Here is an 18,975-nt window from a genome sequence, read left to right as displayed (position 1 = left end):
TGCCAGACTTCGCCTAAAATACAGGGTGGAGACCTCTGGATGGCCAATCTTTCGGCCTCAAATCACGTCGCCCGTGTCTTATCGGCGGCCAATCAAGTGGCCGGCGTCGACACCGAGGCGCGGATTGCCGCGTCGTGGCGGCGCTGCGTGGTCAATCACAACCTCGATCCGGCCCGGCGCGGGCCGCCGCAGACCCTGACCGAATCCGAGGTCCGGCACATCGCCGAGCCGATGGAGGATCTGATCCAGGTCGCGATCCCGGAGATCGAGGATCTTGCCCGCGTGCTCCACGACGCCGGCTATTGCGTCAACCTCGCCGATCCCAACGCCACCATGCTGGTGAGCCGGCTGCCCGGGGGCGATTACGAACGGATGTTCCTGGAGTGGAAGATCTACACCGGCTCGAACTTCGCCGAGACTTTCGAGGGCACCAACGGGCTCGGTACCGCGCTCGCCGAGCAGCGGCCGATCATCGTGCATGGCGACGAGCATTTCCGCGAGCAGTGGCACATGTTCACCTGCGCGGTGTCGCCGCTGTTCGATCATGCCGGGCGACTGGCCGGCGCCGTCAACATCTCCTCCTGCCGCAGCGATCTCGGCCGTAGCGCGCATGAACTGGCGCTTGCGGTCACCACGGAGGCAACGCGGCGGATCGAGCAGTCGTTCTTCCGCCGCCGCTACCGCGCCTCCTGGATCGCGACCCTGCCCGGCGACGGGCACGGCATGCTCGCCTATGACGACGACCGCCGCGTGGTCGGCGCCTGCCGCACCGCGCGCGGCGTCTTCGGTTTGACGGATGCGATGATCGACGACGGCATCGACCTGTCGCATCTCATTCAACTCGACGATCGCGCGACGCGGGCCGCCGACGAGCCGGTCACGCTGCGCCGCGCCGACGGCACGCCATGGGGACGCGGCCGCGTGGCGCCGCCGGTGCGCACGCGCTCGCCGCGTCCGTTGCCGGCATCGCCGCGCGAACAATCGTCCGGACAGTTCAGCGCCCTGCATCGGCTGGCGGGCCGCGACCCCGTGCTGATCAAGGGCGTGAAGCGGCTGATGACGGTCGGCAATCTCGATCTGCCGATCCTGCTGCATGGCGAGACCGGCGCCGGCAAGGACGTGTTCGCGCGCGCCATCCATGCCGCGAGCAACCGCGCCGGCCGCAACTATGTCGCGCTGAACTGCGCGGCGATGCCGGAGAGCCTGATCGATGCCGAGCTGTTCGGCTACGAGGCCGGCGCCTTCACCGGCGCGCGGCGCGAAGGATCGAAGGGCCTGATCGTGCAGGCGAGCGGCGGCACGCTGTTCCTCGACGAGATCGGCGACATGCCGCTGGCGCTGCAGACAAGGCTGCTGCGCGTGCTGGAAAATCGCGAGGTCTGGCCGCTCGGCGCATTGAAGCCGGTGCCGGTCGACATCCGCCTGATCAGCGCCACGCATCGTGATCTGGCGCGGATGGCCGAGGACGGCAGCTTCCGCTCCGATCTGTATTACCGGCTGCGCGGCATGGAAATCCGCTTGCCCGCCTTGCGTGAACGCGCCGATCGCAAGGATGTGATCGCACAAATCGCCGATGAGGAAGCGCCGCACTGCCGGATCTCAACCGAGGCCTGGGCGCAGTTGATGGCCTATCCGTTCCCCGGCAACATGCGTCAGCTTCGCCACGTGCTGCGGCTCGCCGGCGCGACCGCCGAGGGCGGCGTCATCACCGAGGCCGATCTCGACCTGCCGCCGTTCGCCGCGCGCAATGTGGAGGCCGATCATACCGCGTCCGAACGCGCCGCGATCGTCGAGGCGTTGCGCGCCAATGGCGGCCGGGTGAACGACGCGGCAAAGGCGCTCAAGCTCAGCCGCGCGACCTTGTACCGGAAGATCAAGACGTTGAAGATCGGGCCGGACAGCTAGCTGACGACGCGTTGCCGTGCCATTTTTCGAGATGGCATGCCGGTCGCGAATGGAAGGATGATCCGACGTGAATGAAGCACACCACGAACAGCCGGGCGCGGAAGGATATGGCCTGGCCACAGTCGCGGATAATGGCACCGTCCTTGACACCTGGTTCCCGGCGCCGAGGCGCGGCAAGCCGGCCGGCCCATCCGGGTCAACGGTTCTCACGGCCGAGCAGGCCGGCGCTGCCCTGGATCAGAGAGCAGCGGCGTGTTTGCACACGGATGCGCGCCGCGCAGTTTCGGTGATCCCGGTCAAGACCGTCATTGAGGATCTGGCGCAACCTCCGCAAGATGCTCACGATGTCTATCTGCGCCTTCATCTCCTGAGCCACCGCCTGATCCGGCCGCACGGCGCCAATCTGGATGGACTATTCGGCATCCTTGCAAATGTTGCCTGGACGTCGATGGGGCCTTGCCTGCCCGAGCAGATTGAAGCGCTTCGCTGGGCCGCTCGCGCATCGTCCTCCACCCTGGAAGTCCGCAGCATCGACAAGCTGCCGCGCATGACCGACTACGTCGTGCCGGAGGGCATCCGCATCGCCGATGCCAACCGTGTGCGACTGGGCGCTTATCTGGGACACGGAACGACCGTGCTCCATGAGGGGTTCTGCAACTTCAACGCCGGGACTTTGGGGACCTCGATGGTGGAGGGACGCATCAGTGCGGGCGTCGTGGTTGGCGACGGCACGGATGTGGGCGGCGGCGCATCGATCATGGGCACCCTTTCCGGTGGTGGCAAGCAGGTCGTGTCGATCGGCGAGCGCTGTCTGCTCGGCGCCAATTCCGGCACCGGCATCGCGCTTGGCGACGATTGTATTGTCGAGGCCGGTTGCTACATCACCGCCGGCACGCTCGTCCGCCAGCGTTCGGGAGAGGTCGTCAAGGCGCTCGAGCTATCCGGCAAATCCAACATTCTGTTTCGACGCCATTCGCAGACAGGGGCGATCGAAGCGATTCCGCGCAACACTTCCTGGGGCAGCCTGAACCCCGCTCTTCATGCTGTCACATGAGAGCAATGACGATGCTGGCCCAACATAGGCGGCGGCCGTAGCACCTGCGGCGAGCGACGCCGGGGATCACGGGCCCGCAGCAAGCCGCTTCAGGAAGTTGATCGCGCTCCGCGCGGATCGCTCGTGCGCGCAGGCATTACGGCTAAGCGAGCCGCGCCGCTCGGACACGCCTTCGGACGTGGGTACCCCGTAAGAAGGGCTGACTTGTTCCGGCCGCGCGGGAAAGGTGGTATCGTACGGTTTTCGCCTTCAACGCCACGGAGCGGGTCCATGACACGGTTTCCCCTCGCTGTGGTCGTTGGCCTGGTTGCCGCGACCATTTCGCAGCCTGCCGCCTCGGATTCGATCGAACAACGATTGGGCAAAGTTCATTTTGCAACATCCTGCAAGCCTGAGGCACAGGAGCTGTTCGATCGCGGCATGCTGTATCAGCATTCGTTCTGGTACAGCGCATCGCGACGCACCTTCGAGGAGGTGCTCGAGGCCGACCCGCAATGCGCCATCGCCTATTGGGGGATCGCACTCAGCTATCTCTACAATCCGCACGGGCCGCCGCCACCCGAAAACCTTCCGCTCGGCCTTGAGGCCGTGAAGAAAGGCCAGGCACTGAATGCCGGCACGCCGCGCGAGCGCGAATATATCGATGCGATCGCCGCGATGTATGTCGACTATGACAAGGTCGATCACCGCACCCGGGTGAAGCGCTTCCTCGCAGCCGAAGAGCAGGTCGCGACGCACTATGCCGACGATGACGAGGCACAGATCGCCTATGCGATCACGCTCAATGTCGCGGCGTCGCCATCCGACAAGACCTATGCCAATCAGCTGAAAGGCGCGGCGCTGCTCGAGCCGATCTTCAAGCGCCAGCCCGAGCACCCGGGCATCGCCCACTATCTGATCCATCTCTACGACTACCCGGCGCTCGCCGCGAGGGGCCTCCCCGCGGCAATGCGCTATGCCAAGATCGCCGAACAGGCGCCGCATGCCCAGCACATGCCGTCGCACATCTTCACGCGCGTCGGCTACTGGAAGGAATCGATCGCCTCCAACAAGGAATCCGCGCGCATCGCCAAGGCAGACGGCGAACAGCAGGACCAGGCGCACGCGATGGACTATTTGGTCTATGCCTATCTCCAGCTCGGCCAGGACAAGGAGGCGCGGGCAGTGGTCGACGAGCTCGGCCAGCTCCAGTTCAAGCAGGATCGGTTCGCTGGCCCCTTCGCGGTGGCGGCAAGCCAGGCCCGCTATGTGTTCGAACGCGGCGACTGGAAGGGAGCCGCTGCGCTTGAAGTGCATCCGACCAAATACGCCTATGCCGATGCCATCACCTATTTCGCCCGCGCGGTCGGCGCCGCGCGCTCCGGTGACCCGGCGGCCGCCAAGCCAGATATCGCCAAGCTCGTCGAGCTGCGCGACAAGCTGAAAGACGTAAAGGATGCCTACTGGTCCAATATCGTCGACATTCAGCGGCAGATCGCGAGCGCCTGGGTGCTGTACGCCGAAGCCAAGTACGACGAGGCGCTCGGCGCGATGAACGCCGCCGCGGAAGCCGAAGACAAGACCGAGAAGCATCCCGTAACCCCCGGACCGCTGGCGCCGGCGCGCGAGCTCTACGCGGCGATGCTGCTCGATCGCGGCAAGGCCGCCGACGCACTCGCCGCCTATGAGGCCGTGCTCAAGAAGGAGCCCAACCGGCTGGCGGCCTATATGGGGATGATGAAGAGCGCCAAGGCGGCCGGCGATCAGGCCAAGACCCAGGACTGCGCAGCACAGATCGCCCGGCTCACAGCGGATTCCGATCTGTCACGGCCGGAGCTGATGGAATTGCGACAGACAACCGGAAGCAAGCTGTGATAGCGCGGATAACATGGCGCAACGGCGCGGCCGTCTCGCTCGGCGCCGTTGCGCTGTGGCTCTGCCAGACGCCGCCGCTCAGTGCGATGGAGATCCTTGGTCAGGCCGGTGTACTCGGCGAATGGGAGCTGACCGGACATCTCACCGAAAGCGGACCGGACGCGCGCAAGCAATTCTCCGGACCGCTCAAGATGAAGCATGTCGGAATCTGCACGCAGGATGGGCCGGAGGAACGCGCCGGCGAGATCAAGCTGCAAATCTCGGGGGCAGATGCGCAGGTCACGGCCGAGCTGGTGCTGGACGGCGCGCCCTGCACCTACAGCGCCCGCAAGACGCGCAATTACGAGGGCACGCTGTCCTGCGAAGGCCGCGCGCCCGTGCCGCTGCTGGTGTGGCTCAAATAGAAATTGCTATCAGGCTTTTCAGTCAGGCTGCGGACCGCGAGCGGCGCAGCCATTCGTTCAGATCGATACGGCCGATCAGCGCCTCGCCCAATGGCACCAGCGAATGCTCCTCGACGCGGCCGCCCCAGTACAGCGCGTCCGGGTCTTTCACGACCTCACGCGCGTCGCCCTTTGCTTTCAGGTAGCCGGCGACGATCTCGTTGAACGGCGCACGATCGGGACCTGCGATCTCGACGATGCCGTTGCGCGGCGGCTCGAGCGCGATATCGGCGACGAACGCGGACACGTCCTCCGCCGCGATCGGCTGGAACAAGCCAGGCGAAAGCCGGATCGTGTTTCCGACCACACTCGCATCGGCGATGGCGCCGACGAATTCCATGAACTGCGTCGCACGGATGATGGTGTAGGGAATGCCGGACGCCTTGATCAGTTTCTCCTGCGCCACTTTGGCGAGGAAATAGCCGTTCTCGGGCGTGCGGTCGGTACCGACGATCGACAGCGCGACATGGTGCTTGATACCGGCCGGCTGCTCAGCCGCCAGCAGGTTACGGCCGGAGGTTTCGAAGAACTCCATCACCGCCTTGTTCTCGAACGACGGCGAATTGGCGAGGTCGATCACGACCGACGCGCCGGCCACGGCCTGCTTCAATCCCTCACCTGTGATGGTGTTGACGCCGCTCTTGGGCGAGGCGGCGACCACGTCGTGGCCGCGTTGGTGCAGAATGGCCGTTGTCTTCGAGCCGATCAGTCCGGTGCCGCCGATCACAACGATCTTCATGACGTGTCTCCCTTGTCGATGACGAGAGATTCTGGGACGCGCTTGTTTTTCCGGTTGCTCCCGTCAAGCGCGACGAGCGCGCCGACTGATCGGCGTGTGGACGAACGCTTATACCATGCCGCTCACGCTTCCGGCGCGTTCGTCAAATTGATCGGGATTGGTCAGCAGTGCTGATTGACTTGAGCTGACGTGCTGCCCGTCAACCGCTCTACGAAAACTCGTTCCAGCTGACGCGGCGCGCGTCGACGTCTCCGAGCGTGATCGGATCGTGGATGTTGCGCACGCTCTGGAAGCCGGAGCGCAGATAGATCAGCGGATCGACCGTGGTCGCGGCGCGGACGTGCTGCACCTCGCCGATGAAGATCGAATGGGTCTTGGTCTCGAGCTCCTGGCTCAGCACGCAGTCGAACGCCGCAACGGCATCCTCCAGCACCGGGGCGCCGGTCGCGCCGGTGGTCCAGCGCCCAAACGCAAACCGGTCGTCGCCGTTGACGCCCTTCTGGCCGGAGAAGGTCAGCGCCAGAAGCGCGTGGTCCTCGTTCAGGAAGTTGATGACGAAATGGCGCTCGGCGCGGATGCGCTCATGCGCGCTGGCATTACGGTTAACGCAGACCAGCACCGACGGCGGGTTGTCCGACAGCGAGCAGGCCGAGGTCACGGTCAAGCCGGTGCGCTGCCCGGTCTCCGAGCCGACCGTCACCAGCGCGACCGCGCCGGCGCAATGGCGCATCGCCTGCTTGAAACTCTGTGCGTCGACCGTCATGCCGCAAACCCCGTCAGGAAACTCCGTTTAAGATATGCAACGGGGGGTGCGAGGCAAGCCCCGCACCCCGCGCAGCTGTCATGCGGCCTTCTCGAACTCCGCGCCGAGGTGCTTGAGCCGGGGCATCACCTCCTGCTTCAGCAGCCGTAACGAGTTGTGCCAGGCCTCCGGCTTGTGCTTGTAGTCGAAGCCGAACACGCAGAGCACGCCGAAGCCGCCGACCTCCCGGTAGATCTTCTCGATCTTCTCGGTGACCGTCGCGGGCGAGCCGACGATCCAATTCCGGCGTGCGCAATATTCGACGGTGACGTCGCTGTCGGGCACATCGGGTGCGTGCTTCAGATAGTCCTTGAAGCCGAAATGACCGAGCAGCGGCAGGAAGTACTCGCCCATCATCCGGCCCATCATGTCGCCGGTCGAGAGCCTCCATGCCTCCTCATCGGTATCCGCCACGAACACCTCGCGCACCAGCCGCCAATCCCTGCGGCTCGGCTTGCGGCCGGTCTTGGCGGCGCCGGCCTCGACCGACTCCCAGTGACTGCCGACATAGGCCGGGTTGAGGTTGAGGCTCATCGGGATGAAGCCGCGCTCGCCGGCGAGCTTCAGCGTGTCGGAATTCTTCGACAGGCCGGCAACGCCGATCGGCGGATGCGGGCCCTGCAACGGCTTGATATGCGGCTTGAGGAAGTCGAACATCGTGTCCGGCTTCGACACCGTCCAGAACTTGCCCTTGTGGGTCCAGGGTCCAGGCTCCGACCACATCTTCAGGATAATCTCGAGCGCCTCACGGGTCATGTCGCGGTTTTGCCCTGACATGCCGTCGACATTGAACATCGCCCAGTCGCTCGGCAGGCCAGAGGCTGCGACGCCGAAGTTCAAGCGTCCGTTCGAGAGATGGTCGAGCATCGCGACGCGGTTGGCGAGCTCCGCCGGGTGATGATACGGCAGCAGGAAGCCGCCGGGGCCGATGCGCAGATTCTTGGTCTGCAGCAGCGCCTGCGCCACCAGCAGATCGGGCGACGGGTGCGGCTCCCAGGGCGCGGTGTGATGCTCGCCGATCCAGGCTTCCTGATAGCCGAGCTCGTCGAGCCAGCGCAGCGTCTGCAGGTCCCAGTCGTGGCCCTCCTTCAATCCGCACTCCGGCGGGTGCGAGGGCATGGTGAAATAGCCAAGCTCCATGTGCGTTTCCTTCCTTCGCGTTGGGTTCAGTCATGCAATGCGTCTTGCCGCGCATTCGCACGTGCTTTGAGCAAGCGCTGTGCCAGCGTCGACAAGCGCTGCGCCAGAGAGGAAATCGCAGGGAATGGAAGCGAACGGCCGGATTTCGGCCGGCTGCGGCCGATCGCCAGGCTCATGAGCGCGGCGACCGTCTCACCGTCGCGAGACGTGTCGCAGCAGTGAGACGCGGCGATAGCGTCGTAGCCAATCTACTCCCTCTCCCCGTTCTTACGGGGAGAGGGTTGGGGTGAGGGGCTGCCTCCGCACATTCTGTGACGGCTGTGTTTGCGGAGACTCCCCCTCACCCGAATTCGAGCTTCGCTCGAATTCGACCTCTCCCCGCAAGCGGGGCGAGGTGAAGTGGGCCGACCGATCACCCCGCCGCGCGGCGCGGCATCGCGTTGTTGCTGTCAGGCTCCGACGGCGGCGGGAGCTGCATCAGGATGGTCTGGCCCATCGAGGCGATCTCGATGCCTTCCTCCTGGAAGCGCCGCTTCATGCGGCGGTTGAACTCGCGCTGCACCGACCAGCGGCCGCTATCGGTACAGCGGATCTGGCCGACGATGGTCACGACCGAGCCGTCGACCTTGTCGACGCCCCACAATTCGAGGTCGCCGCGTATGAATGCGCGATACGCCGTCTCCTGGCGCATCTGCGCGACGATGTCCTTCAGCACCTCGCCGGCGCGGTCGGTGTCCTCCTTGTAGGACACGTTGACGCTGACCGCCGCGTTGCCGGCGCCGCGGCTGGCATTGGTGATCGTGGTCACCGCGCTGAACGGCACGATGTGTACCGAGCCGTCGCCGGCGCGCAGCCGCATGGTGCGGATCGAGACGTTCTCGACCACGCCCGAGAGGCCGGACACCGTGACGGTGTCACCGACCTGCACGGTGTTCTCAAGCAGCAGGAACAGTCCGGTGATCAGATCCTGAACCAGCTTCTGCGAGCCGAAGCCGATCGCGATGCCGACGATGCCGGCACCGGCGAGCAGCGGCGCGACGTTGACGCCGATCTCGCTCAGCGCAGTGAGCCCGACCACCGCGACGATCATGCAGAGCAGCGCGGTGCGCAGCATCGGCTGGAAGGTGCGCAGCCGCGCGGCGCGGGCATAATGCCCCTCGCGCGACAGCGTGTCGATCTGGCGGTCCATCAGCGCATTGGCGACTTCCCAGATCACGGCCGCGGCGAGCGCGGCAATGCCGATCGTCACCAGCGCCGAGATCAGGCGCGAGCCGATCTGGCCGCCATAGAACCAGACGATGGCGTCGACGCCCCACACTTCCAGCAGCGCGATGAAGCCGATCAGGGCAATCACCGCCGTGACCACCTTGCGCAACAGCGGCAGATAGCGGTTGGCGCGGGTTTCCAGGCCGGGGAAGCGCTGCATCAGCTCCGGGCTGATGCGGAAGCCGCGATCGATCAGGCCGAGCACCACCATGGTGACGAGGCGGGTGACCAGGAGCACCGCGACGGTGCCGACGAAATATTGCAGCAGCAGCGAATAGCCGTTGCGGATGTTGAGCGCCCACACCGCCCATAGCGCGAGATCGAGCCCGATCGCCAGCACATGCCAGAGCCCGGCGAGACGGTTGCGCGTCCGCGCCGCAAGCCCGGTGCGATCGGCCGGCGCGCGGATGACGTCGGCGACCTGGCGGCGGCACTGCAGGATGATGACGACGACGAAGAGATGCACCACCAGCATCACCAGCCGCAGCAGCGCGGCATAGCCGGCGCGATGCAGCCCGAGCAGCAGCGCGACATTGGCAAAGGCGATGCCGGAGACGCCGACGGCAACGATGCGGCGCGCCCAGATCTCGATATAGGCCGCGGTCTCGGCACGGACACGGAACAGGCCAAACGGCCCTGCCAGCGCGCGCACCGCGCAGATCAGGACGCGCGAGAACACATAGGCGTTGACGACGGCGAGGATCACCAGCCGCGTGGTCGACTGATCGCCGATCTCGGTACCGAGCAGCGCGGTGGCGATGCCGCCGAACACGACGACCGGCAGCAATTCGAGCAGCAGCCGGCCGAGCACGAAAGGCAGGCGCACCAGCGACTGCCAGGCCCTCGCCAGGCTGAGCCGGTGCCGATGCAATTCCGGCTCCGGAGTGACGTCGGTAACCGACGACGGCGGATCGGCGATCGCCAGCGTCTGCACCGGCGTGCGCGCGGTCTGCGGCAGCCGCGCCTCGAGGAACGCGACCGGCCGCTTGATCAGACGGAACACCACCCATTCGGCAGCCAGCGCGCAGCCGAACACCAGTGCCAGCTTCCAGGCGATATCGATCAAGAGGCCATAGGCCTCCGGATCGTTGGCGGTGCGCACGAACCAGTAATAGAACGCCGGGAAATGCGTCAGCGTGCGCGCGACGTCGGCGACTTCGCGCGACATCTCGCCGACCTGCTCGGACACCATCAGCAGGAGTTGCGCGCCGAGGCTGTCGGCGGTGAGCGGGATCGGCGAATGCTGCTCGGGCGCCGGCTCCGCAGCCGCCGGCTGAGCAGCAGCCTGCGGCGAGGCCTTGGCGATGGCGCGCAGCGTGTTGATGATCTCGCCACGCTTCTTATCGTCCTGCAGCGTCTCGAGCGCGCGCTTCGCCTGCTCCGGCGTCAACGTGTCGCTGGTACCGGGTTGCGGCGGCGCCGGCTTGGCGGCCGGCTGCGCCAGCGCGGGAGCGACGAACAAAGTGAGGGCGAGAAGGATCGCAAAACGAAATGTGTGCGACACGAGGGCCTCTTATTAAAAGTCATTGCGCGACGGCTCATCCCTGAAAGGAATCAGCTCTCGCGCTCGCGCCATGTCGGATGCTCCTTTTCGTCCCGATGATGTGTCGGAAGTTTGCCGGTGTGGCGGCCATGTTTTGGCATTTGCCGCAACACAAACGTCACAAGTGTTGAGCGGCGTTTACGCATGCCGGTGTTCCGCGGTGCGCGCGCCGATCCGCGCACCACACGTCAGGGATGAGGCGGCGGAATCTTTCGCTTGACGCAGGCCGGCGGTCATGATGTTCTTATTTTGTTCTTTTGGTTCCGATTGCGTTTCGAGGTGATCATGCACGACGTGTTCAGCGACGACGGTCCGGTCCGGCTCTTCATTCATGATGACGACCAAACACCGCTGGAATTCATGCGCAACCTGTTGCGCACGGTATTCGGCAAATCCCGGAAAGAAGCGATTGCGATCACCGCGAGAATCGAGGCCCAGGACGGATTCGCGTGCGGTCCCTATCCCGCGATGGTCGCCAAGGCACTGCTGGAATCCGCCCAACAGCTGATCCGCAGCAATGGGCATCCATTGTTGATCACCGCATCAGCCGCCGACGCGGCCCGGCCGTGCGATCTCTGTGGCGCGTTGGAGCCCGTGACCGACGTGTTTCTGATCCGCCGGACAGTCTGCCTGTGCGGCAACTGCCTGATCGCCGCGCGGTCGAGCTCGGAAAATCTGCCTAGCGAGGAGTTCAGATATGCCTTCATGGCGCTCGATTGGCATTTTGCCGGGACGCCGCGCAATCAGATCATGACCCGGTCGCGGCAATTTCCCGGTCACATGCGAACGGACGTTCAGATCGCAATCGACAGGTTGTTCGATGCGCCGATCCATTTCTTCGGCATTCATGAGCAACACCGCTATGAGACTCTCGCGATTGCCTCGCTGATGGAGGACAGCCGCAACGCGCCACCTATCGCGCCGCCGCAGTATCACGACGTCGACGTCGGCGAGCCCGAGTCGGTGAAATGCCTGACCAATGGCTTGTGGCTATGCCAAACCGAAGAGCTGCGCTATGCGGTACTGCTCAGCTACCATCGCGATTACCAGACCGAGCCGGGCTTGCGGATCGAGCTCGCGGTGCCCGCGGGCGCCGCCGGGAATGCCCTGGTGCAGCGAACCTTCGCCGAACTGGAAGCGGCCGTGCATGCGGCGCGATCCTATCGCGGCAAGATCCTGTCGCTGGAAGATGCCGCCGACTATCGCGGCCGTGCGCGCGGCGTCACCGTGCATCGCCTGCCGACGGTCGCGCGCGATGACGTGATCCTGCCGGAACGGACGCTGCGGCTGCTCGACCGCAACGTGCTCGACTTCGTGGAAAGCCGCGATCTGCTGCGCAAGCTCGGGCAGTCGACCCGCAAGGGCATCCTGCTGTACGGCCCGCCCGGCACCGGCAAGACCCACACCATCCGCTATCTCGCCACCAATTTGCCAAACCACACCACGCTGATCATCACCGCCGAGCAGGTCGGCCTGCTCGGCGCCTATATGAGCCTGGCGCGGCTGCTGCAGCCGACCATGGTCGTGATCGAGGATGTCGATCTGATCGCGCGCGACCGCGAGGACATGGGTGGGCCGTGCGAGGAATCCCTGCTCAACAAGCTGCTCAACGAGATGGACGGCCTCAAGGAGGATTGCGACATCCTGTTCGTGCTCACCACCAACCGTCCCGAGGAGCTGGAGGGCGCGCTCGCCGGCCGGCCCGGCCGCATCGACCAGGCGATCGAGGTGCCGCTGCCCGACGAGCCCGGGCGCGGCAAGCTGATCCGGCTCTACGGCCGTGGCCTGCCGCTCGAGCCGCCCGTCATCGATGCAGCGGTGCAACGCACCGCAGGTGTCAGCGCCGCCTTCATCAAGGAGCTGATGCGCCGCATCGCCCAGGCCAGCATCGCCCGCGGCGGCGGCCAGGATGTCACCGCTGAAGACATCGACGGCGCACTCAACGAGATGCTGTTCGACGGCGGCCGGCTCAACGTGAAGCTGCTCGGCGGCGCGCAGGGAATGAGTGCGGGGTGACGGAAGGTCAGCGCGCCACAGGATGCGGCCGCAGCAACTCCCGCTCGCCGCCGGCGAGCCGGGTGAGCTCGTCCGACATCCGCGCCAGCACGTTTTCCCAGGCTTGCGGCCTGTCCTGGCGGAACAGCCGCATGGTCGGATACCACGGCGTGTCGGCACGATCGCGCAGCCAGCGCCAGTCGAGCGCATAGGGACACAGCATCCAGACCGGGCGGCCGAGCGCGCCGGCGAGATGCGCCACCGAGGTGTCGACGGCGATCACGAGATCGAGCGCGCAGACTGCCGCCGCGGTGTCGGCAAAATCGCCGAGCGTCGGCGCCAGATCGACGATATCGGGCCCGAGACTCCGCAGCACCGGCGCATCGTCGGGCCGCGGCTCCTTCTGCAGGCTGTAGAGCTGCACGCCAGGCGTGACCAGCCGCGGCAGCACGGCGTCCGCCGGCAGCGAACGCTGGCGGTCGCCCTTGTGCCTGGCATTGCCGGCCCAGACCACGCCGACCTTCAGCGCGGAAACGCCGCTGAGCGCCTCGCGCCAGCGCGCGAGCTTGGTGGCATCGGCCTGCAGATAGGACGTCGCTGCCGGAATGGTCTCGACGGTGGTGCGGAAGATCCGCGGCAGGCTGAGTAGCGGCAGCTGCAGGTCGAACGGCGGCAGCGGCTCGCCGCGAGCGAATATCGCGACATCGGGCAGCATCGACCGCAGCAACGACACCAGCGCCGGCTGCACTTGCAGGATGATCCGGCCGCCGCTGCCCGCCAGCATCGGCACATAGCGGACGAAATTGATGGCATCGCCGAGCCCGTATTCTGCAAACAGCAGCAGCGTCTGTCCCGCCAGCGGCTCACCCTGCCATTCCGGCTCGTCGAAGACGGGATCGCCGTCGCTGAGCATCTTGGATTTGCGCCGCCATTGATACTCTTCAAACCCCTCCTCGAACTCGCCGTTCATCAGGAGGAAATGCGCGTGGTTGTAATGCGCCAGCGGCTGCGTGGGATCGAGCGTGATGGCCCGGCGCGAGGCCACCAGCGCGGCGTCGATCTCGCCGGCATTGCGCAACGCGACCGCAAGATTGGCGTGGCCCTTGGCATAGAGCGGGTCGAGCTCGATGGCGCGCCGATGCGCCGCGACCGCCGCCTCGACCAGATTCTGCGCCTCGAAGATGATCCCGAGATTGGTGTGCGCGGCGGCGTAGTCCGGCTTGAGCGCCAGCGCGAGCTCGGCGCAGGCGATGGCGTCGTCGACCTGTCCGAGCTCGAACAAAGCGGCGCCGAGATTATTGAGGATGACATGGTCGGACGGGTCGCGGGCCGAGACCTGCCGGTAGATACGGACGGCCTCCTCGCGCTCGCCCAGCTCGTGCAGCACCATGGCCAGCAGGCGCTGCGGCGCGAGGTTGTCGGGATCGAGCGCGATCGCGCGGCGATAATGCACGACTGCATCCTCCAGCCGGCCCTGGCGGTAGAGCGCCGCGCCAAGGCCGCTCTGCAGCCCCGGATGGTCGGGCTCCGCGGCAAGCCCGCGGCGATAGGCGGTGACGGCGGCATCGAGCTTCTTCTGATCGGTCAACGCGTTGCCGAGGTTGAGCCAGACGCCGCGATAGGCCGGATCGCGCGCGATCACCTCGCGATAGGCCTGCTCGGCCTCGACCGGCCGCTGCAGCGCTCCCAGCGCAACGGCAAGGTTGAAGCGCGCCCGCGTCAAGCTGCCATCGAGTGCGATCGCGCGACGAAACGCCGTCTCGGCTTCGTCGAAGCGCAACAGATCGCACAACGCGACGCCGAGCTTGACCTGCAAGCCGGCATCCTGCGGCCGCAGCGTCACGCCGCGCTGGAACGCCGCCACCGCGCCTTCATGTTCGCCCTTCACCGCGAGTGCATCGCCGAGCGTAGCGAAGGCCGGTCCATGATGCGGATCGAGGCTGAACACCCGGTTCAGCAGCACTGCGCCTTCGGCGGCGCGATCGGTCACGAAGGCGATCACGGCGGACAGATGCAATGCCGGAACATGGTCGGGATTGGCGGTGAGGATATCGCCGCACAGCGTGCCGGCCTCCGTCGCGCGGCCCGCGCCATAATGCGCCACCGCGTCCTGCAACATCCGATCGACCGCCACACTGCCCACGATACCGCCCCCGCATTTCAAGACCCCGATGGGGATTAAACGGGCGGCTGCGCCAAATCCGGCACGCGAAGTTCGGATCGGCGCATCGCATCGTTTCTCACGGCGCATCGTCCCTCTTGCTTGACGTCTGCCCGATCATGTAACGTATGAAGTTACATGATACGCGATAGCCGTTTGTCCAGCGTGCTGCACGGCCTGCTCCATATGATCGGAGCGGGCGAGCCGGTCACGTCGGAGCAGCTTGCAAGAGCGATGGCCACCAATCCGGTGGTGGTGCGCCGGGTGATGGCGGGCCTGCGCGAGCAAGGCCTGGTCCGCTCGGAGAAGGGCCACGCCGGCGGCTGGACGCTGGCGCGCGATCCCACCGACATCACGCTCGCGGAGATCTATCGCGCGGTCGGCGAACCGACGATCGTCGCGATGGGTCATCGCTCGGAAAATCCCGGCTGCCTGGTCGAGCAGGCCGTCAATGATGCGCTCGGCGACACCTTTCGCGAGGTCGAGGCGCTGTTCCTGAAGCGGCTCGGCGCGGTGACGCTCGATGTGCTCGCGAAGGATTTCAAGCGCCGGCTCGCCAAGCACAAACAAAGCCTCGAGGACCAGATTCATGCAATCAAGTGAGCCGGCGAAGCCGCTGCCGTACAACGATCCCGCGCATTGGGACAAGATGGTCGCCACCTACGAGGCGCAGTCGCAGCCGTTCACCACGCTGTTCGCCGACGCCGCGGTCGCGACGCTCCCGTTGGGCCCGTCATCGAAGGTGATCGACGTCGCCACCGGCACGGGCGCGGCGGCGCTCGCCGCCGCGCGAATGGGCGCCGACGTCACCGCGATCGACTTCTCCGCCGGCATGGTGGCGCGGGTCCGCGCGCATGGCCTGCCGAATATCGAGGCGCGGCAGATGGACGGCCAGGCGCTCGATCTGCCGGATGCCGCCTTCGATGCCGCGGTGTCAGTGTTCGGCGTGATGCTGTTTCCGGACTGGCGCACTGGGCTGCGCGAGATGGCGCGGGTGACGCGGCGAGGTGGATCGGCAGCAATCGCAGTCTGGAAAAGCGCCGATGGCGCCGCCGTGCACCTGTTGCTCGCGCAAATCATCCGGCGCCTGTACCCCGACAACGTCACACCGATGCCCTGCGCAGGCCTCGCCGAGCTCGCCGATCCCTTCCGCTTCGCTGCGGAGGTCATCGCCGCCGGCTTCTCCGATCCCGCGATCGCAGAGATCACCCACGACTTCAAACTCAATGTCGGCAATCCCGCCGACGTCGACAAACTGTTCGAGTTCATGCCGCATTGGAGTGGGCTCGATGCTGACAAGAGCGCCGCAGTCGCGCGCGCCTTTCGCGCCGAGATCGAGCGCGGACGCGTCGGCGACAGTTTTGCGATTCCTTCGACCGCGTTGATCGCAACGGCGCTGCGGCCCTGACCCCGAGATCCGGCGGCAACCGCTATCAATCATCTACATTGCGTGCGCGCGGTGAGAACGATCCACCGCGCGATCACCCGATGGCAGCGGTGCTGCGCGCGACCGTCTTCTCAGATTGTGCAATGACGTAGCGGCCCGGCAACGGCGCGTTACAAAAGCTGGCGCAGGCGGAGATTCCGCCGCGTGCTCCGCGCGCCGCGTATTACAACAAACCCCATTACTTTTTGAAATGTGCGCCGGCCTGCTGCAAGCCGGCGCGACGGGGGCTTACCTTGTTGCTGATCGCAAACCTTGCGCGGACTGGTTTCCGCTTCGCCGCCTCGCGTCTTGCCTCCGACATCCGCACCAGACGACCGTCGATGGCGACCGCGCGACGCGCCGGATGCGCCCTCGCTTTGATCGCAGCCGCGCTGCTCGGCCCGGTCGCGGCGGCCAGCGCGCAGGCCCCCGCGGTGGCCTCGATCTCCCCGACATCAGGCCCCACGACCGGCGGCACCGTCGTCAGCATCGCGGGCGGCAGCTTCAGCACCGCCACTGCGGTCCGCTTCGGCGCCACCAACGCGACGAGCTTCACCATCGTTTCGAGCGAGCGAATCACCGCCGTCGCTCCGGCCGGCACCGGCACGGTCGACATCACCGTGACCAATCCCTCCGGGACATCATTCGCGTCTCCGGTGGATCAGTTCACCTATGTGGCGGCCGCGCCGACGGTGACGTCGATTTCGCCGACCGCGGGCCCGACCACGGGCGGCACGACGCTGACGATCACCGGCACCGGCTTCACCGGCGCCACCGCAGTGACGTTCGGCGCGGCCAGTGCAGTGAGCTTCACGGTCAACTCCGCCACGTCGATCACGGCGACCTCGCCGGCCGGCACCGGAACTGTCGATGTCACCGTTACGACCGCGGCCGGCACGTCGGCGACATCGGCGGCCGACCAGTTCAGCTATACGAGCGCGCCGACCGTGACCGCGATCGCGCCGGCAACGGGGCCCGCGGCAGGCGGCACCTCGGTCGCGATCACCGGCACCAACCTGACCGGCGCGACCGCGGTGAAGTTTGGCGCGACCAATGCAGCGAGCTTCACGGTCAATTCGGCGACCTCGATCACCGCGACCTCGCCCGCCGGCAGCGGCACGGTGGATATCATGGTGACGACGGCGGTCGGGACGTCAGCGACATCAGCGGCGGACCGTTTCACCTTTGCGGTGGCAACGACCCAGATCGCGCTGACCTCGTCGCAGAACCCGAGCAGCTTCGGACAGTCGGTGACCTTCACCGCCAGGGTCACAGCTGCGGGCGGCACGCCGACCGGTACGGTGATCTTCAGCGACGGCGGCTCGCCGATCGGCACCGCGACGCTCGCCGCTGGCACGGCCGCCTTCTCGATCGCGACGCTCAAGATCGGCAGCCACACCATCACGGCGAGCTATGCCGGCGACGGCGCGTTCAACGCCGGTACCTCTCCAGCGCTGGCGCAGAGCGTCGGCGTCCCATCCGACAGCGTGAAGCTGCGTGCGTTGCAGATCGACCTCACCAAGGTGGTGGCGCAGAATTCCGGCCAGGCGATCTCGGGCGCGATCGACGGTGCGATCTCCGAAGGGTTCGGCGAGGGCGTCAGCTTCATGACGCCGAGCGGCTCGGGCATACGCTTCAACTTCGCCGCCGATCCGGCAGACGGCGTGGCGCAGGCCGATGCGGGCAATCGTAGCGCCTATGCGCCGGACCGCAATTCCGCCGCGGCGGGACGCAGCGGCAGCAATCCGCGGATCGACAATGCGTTTGCCGCGATCGATCAGCAGATGCCGACCAAGGCTCCGCCCAAGACTTATCGCGAACCGCGCGACTGGCTGTTCTGGATCGATGTCAGGGGCAGCGGCATCGACCGCTGGTCGTCGCCAACCGCGCCAGGCGTCGGCACGACGGGCTCCTCGATCTATGGCAACCAGCTCAACGCGCTGATGGGACTGACCTACAAGGTCGCGCCGAATGTCCTGATCGGCGCCGTCGCCGGCTACGAGACGTTCTACTACACCGCCCAGGACATCAACGGAAAGCTCACCGGTGATGGCTGGACCGCCGGCAGCTATCTCGGCTGGATGATTGCGCCGACCTTGCGCTACGACGCCGCCGTGACCTTCTCGCAGATCGGCTACAATGGCATCGCCGGAGCCGCGCAAGGCAATTTCAACGGCGACCGCTGGATGTTCGCGACCGGCCTGACCGGCAGCTACAGGATGAGCAGCCTGCTGATCGAGCCCTCCGCGCGCCTCTACACGCTGTGGGAACACGAGAACGCCTATGTCGACACCTTGGGCACGCTGCAGACCGCACGCGACTTCGTCACCGGCCGCGCATCTGCTGGCGTCAAGCTGAGCTATCCGCTGGCATCGACCGACGCGGCGGTGGTCACGCCCTATCTCGGCGTCTACGGCGACTATTACTTCAGCCGGGATGACGCCGCGGCGCTCGCCGTCAACAACATTCCGGTCAATCCGACGCTGGTGCTGGAGGGGTGGTCGGCACGCGTCACCGGCGGGCTGAACGCCAGGGTCGCGGGCGGCGTCATGCTCGGTCTCGGCGCCGAGTATGGCGGGCTCGGTGGCACGGCGCGGATCTGGACGTTCTCGGCCAGGGCACGCGTGCCGTTCAACTGACCGGAGAC

General features: G+C 66.2%; 13 protein-coding genes. 8 read left to right on the top strand and 5 right to left on the bottom strand.

What is annotated here, in order from left to right; translation table 11 throughout:
• The first annotated feature begins 39 nt into the window (after positions 1 to 39).
• From JQ616_RS31045 to JQ616_RS31030, 4 genes are all read left to right on the top strand, one after another.
• A complete protein-coding gene (locus JQ616_RS31045) occupies positions 40 to 1,905 on the top strand; it encodes a sigma-54-dependent Fis family transcriptional regulator (RefSeq protein WP_212021318.1) in 1,866 nt (621 codons plus the stop codon).
• A gap of 67 nt (positions 1,906 to 1,972) precedes the next feature.
• Positions 1,973 to 2,959, top strand: coding sequence for a 2,3,4,5-tetrahydropyridine-2,6-dicarboxylate N-succinyltransferase (dapD, locus tag JQ616_RS31040; RefSeq protein WP_212021316.1), 987 nt, complete (start codon positions 1,973 to 1,975; stop codon positions 2,957 to 2,959).
• 270 nt (positions 2,960 to 3,229) lie between these two features.
• Positions 3,230 to 4,813 carry a hypothetical protein gene (locus JQ616_RS31035; RefSeq protein WP_249137488.1) on the top strand — a complete coding sequence of 528 codons (1,584 nt, stop codon included), beginning with the start codon at positions 3,230 to 3,232 and terminating at the stop codon, positions 4,811 to 4,813.
• Positions 4,810 to 5,217 carry a hypothetical protein gene (locus JQ616_RS31030; protein ID WP_349630073.1) on the top strand — a complete coding sequence of 136 codons (408 nt, stop codon included), beginning with the start codon at positions 4,810 to 4,812 and terminating at the stop codon, positions 5,215 to 5,217. Before JQ616_RS31035 ends, JQ616_RS31030 begins: the two co-directional genes overlap by 4 nt.
• Positions 5,218 to 5,239: 22 nt before the next feature.
• Here the strand turns inward: JQ616_RS31030 and JQ616_RS31025 are convergent, their stop codons facing one another.
• The 4 genes from JQ616_RS31025 to JQ616_RS31010 form a co-directional block, all read right to left on the bottom strand.
• Complete coding sequence (locus tag JQ616_RS31025) at positions 5,240 to 5,995, bottom strand: SDR family oxidoreductase (RefSeq protein WP_212021314.1); 756 nt, start codon at positions 5,993 to 5,995, stop codon at positions 5,240 to 5,242.
• 208 nt (positions 5,996 to 6,203) lie between these two features.
• The gene (locus JQ616_RS31020; RefSeq protein WP_212021312.1) at positions 6,204 to 6,758 is read right to left on the bottom strand and encodes a flavin reductase family protein; all 555 of its coding nucleotides are present in this window, start codon (positions 6,756 to 6,758) and stop codon (positions 6,204 to 6,206) included.
• A 78-nt stretch (positions 6,759 to 6,836) separates the two neighbouring features.
• A complete protein-coding gene (locus JQ616_RS31015; RefSeq protein ID WP_212021310.1) occupies positions 6,837 to 7,937 on the bottom strand; it encodes an LLM class flavin-dependent oxidoreductase in 1,101 nt (366 codons plus the stop codon).
• A gap of 412 nt (positions 7,938 to 8,349) precedes the next feature.
• Positions 8,350 to 10,707 carry a mechanosensitive ion channel family protein gene (locus JQ616_RS31010; RefSeq protein ID WP_212021308.1) on the bottom strand — a complete coding sequence of 786 codons (2,358 nt, stop codon included), beginning with the start codon at positions 10,705 to 10,707 and terminating at the stop codon, positions 8,350 to 8,352.
• Between the two features lie 324 nt (positions 10,708 to 11,031).
• Between JQ616_RS31010 and JQ616_RS31005 the strand changes: the two genes are divergently transcribed.
• Positions 11,032 to 12,762 (top strand): ATP-dependent Clp protease adaptor ClpS, encoded by a 1,731-nt coding sequence (locus tag JQ616_RS31005; protein ID WP_212021304.1) that lies wholly within the window; start codon positions 11,032 to 11,034, stop codon positions 12,760 to 12,762.
• Positions 12,763 to 12,769: 7 nt separating this feature from the next.
• On the opposite strand, the gene JQ616_RS31000 is transcribed toward JQ616_RS31005, so the two are convergent.
• A complete protein-coding gene (locus JQ616_RS31000) occupies positions 12,770 to 14,860 on the bottom strand; it encodes a tetratricopeptide repeat protein (protein ID WP_212021702.1) in 2,091 nt (696 codons plus the stop codon).
• Positions 14,861 to 15,040: 180 nt separating this feature from the next.
• On the opposite strand from JQ616_RS31000, the gene JQ616_RS30995 reads away from it, so the two are divergent.
• The 3 genes from JQ616_RS30995 (at position 15,041) to JQ616_RS30985 (ending at position 18,967) form a co-directional block, all read left to right on the top strand.
• The gene (locus JQ616_RS30995) at positions 15,041 to 15,505 is read left to right on the top strand and encodes an Rrf2 family transcriptional regulator (RefSeq protein ID WP_212021295.1); all 465 of its coding nucleotides are present in this window, start codon (positions 15,041 to 15,043) and stop codon (positions 15,503 to 15,505) included.
• The gene (locus JQ616_RS30990) at positions 15,492 to 16,310 is read left to right on the top strand and encodes a class I SAM-dependent methyltransferase (protein ID WP_249137487.1); all 819 of its coding nucleotides are present in this window, start codon (positions 15,492 to 15,494) and stop codon (positions 16,308 to 16,310) included. Before JQ616_RS30995 ends, JQ616_RS30990 begins: the two co-directional genes overlap by 14 nt.
• Before the next feature lie 272 nt (positions 16,311 to 16,582).
• Positions 16,583 to 18,967 (top strand): IPT/TIG domain-containing protein, encoded by a 2,385-nt coding sequence (locus JQ616_RS30985; protein ID WP_249137486.1) that lies wholly within the window; start codon positions 16,583 to 16,585, stop codon positions 18,965 to 18,967.
• Positions 18,968 to 18,975: the final 8 nt, after the last annotated feature.

Origin of the sequence: Bradyrhizobium tropiciagri (assembly GCF_018130545.1) — a bacterium.
GTDB lineage: Bacteria > Pseudomonadota > Alphaproteobacteria > Rhizobiales > Xanthobacteraceae > Bradyrhizobium > Bradyrhizobium tropiciagri_A.
This window is presented reverse-complemented; position numbering and strand designations above follow the sequence as displayed.

Coding starts and splice junctions, on each gene's coding strand:
- JQ616_RS31045 (WP_212021318.1), top strand. CDS start 40: ATGGCCAATCTTTCGGCCTCAAATCACGTCGCCCGTGTCTTATCGGCG.
- JQ616_RS31035 (WP_249137488.1), top strand. CDS start 3,230: ATGACACGGTTTCCCCTCGCTGTGGTCGTTGGCCTGGTTGCCGCGACC.
- JQ616_RS31025 (WP_212021314.1), bottom strand. CDS start 5,995: ATGAAGATCGTTGTGATCGGCGGCACCGGACTGATCGGCTCGAAGACA.
- JQ616_RS31020 (WP_212021312.1), bottom strand. CDS start 6,758: ATGACGGTCGACGCACAGAGTTTCAAGCAGGCGATGCGCCATTGCGCC.
- JQ616_RS31015 (WP_212021310.1), bottom strand. CDS start 7,937: ATGGAGCTTGGCTATTTCACCATGCCCTCGCACCCGCCGGAGTGCGGA.
- JQ616_RS31005 (WP_212021304.1), top strand. CDS start 11,032: ATGCACGACGTGTTCAGCGACGACGGTCCGGTCCGGCTCTTCATTCAT.
- JQ616_RS31000 (WP_212021702.1), bottom strand. CDS start 14,860: ATGTTGCAGGACGCGGTGGCGCATTATGGCGCGGGCCGCGCGACGGAG.
- JQ616_RS30995 (WP_212021295.1), top strand. CDS start 15,041: ATGATACGCGATAGCCGTTTGTCCAGCGTGCTGCACGGCCTGCTCCAT.
- JQ616_RS30990 (WP_249137487.1), top strand. CDS start 15,492: ATGCAATCAAGTGAGCCGGCGAAGCCGCTGCCGTACAACGATCCCGCG.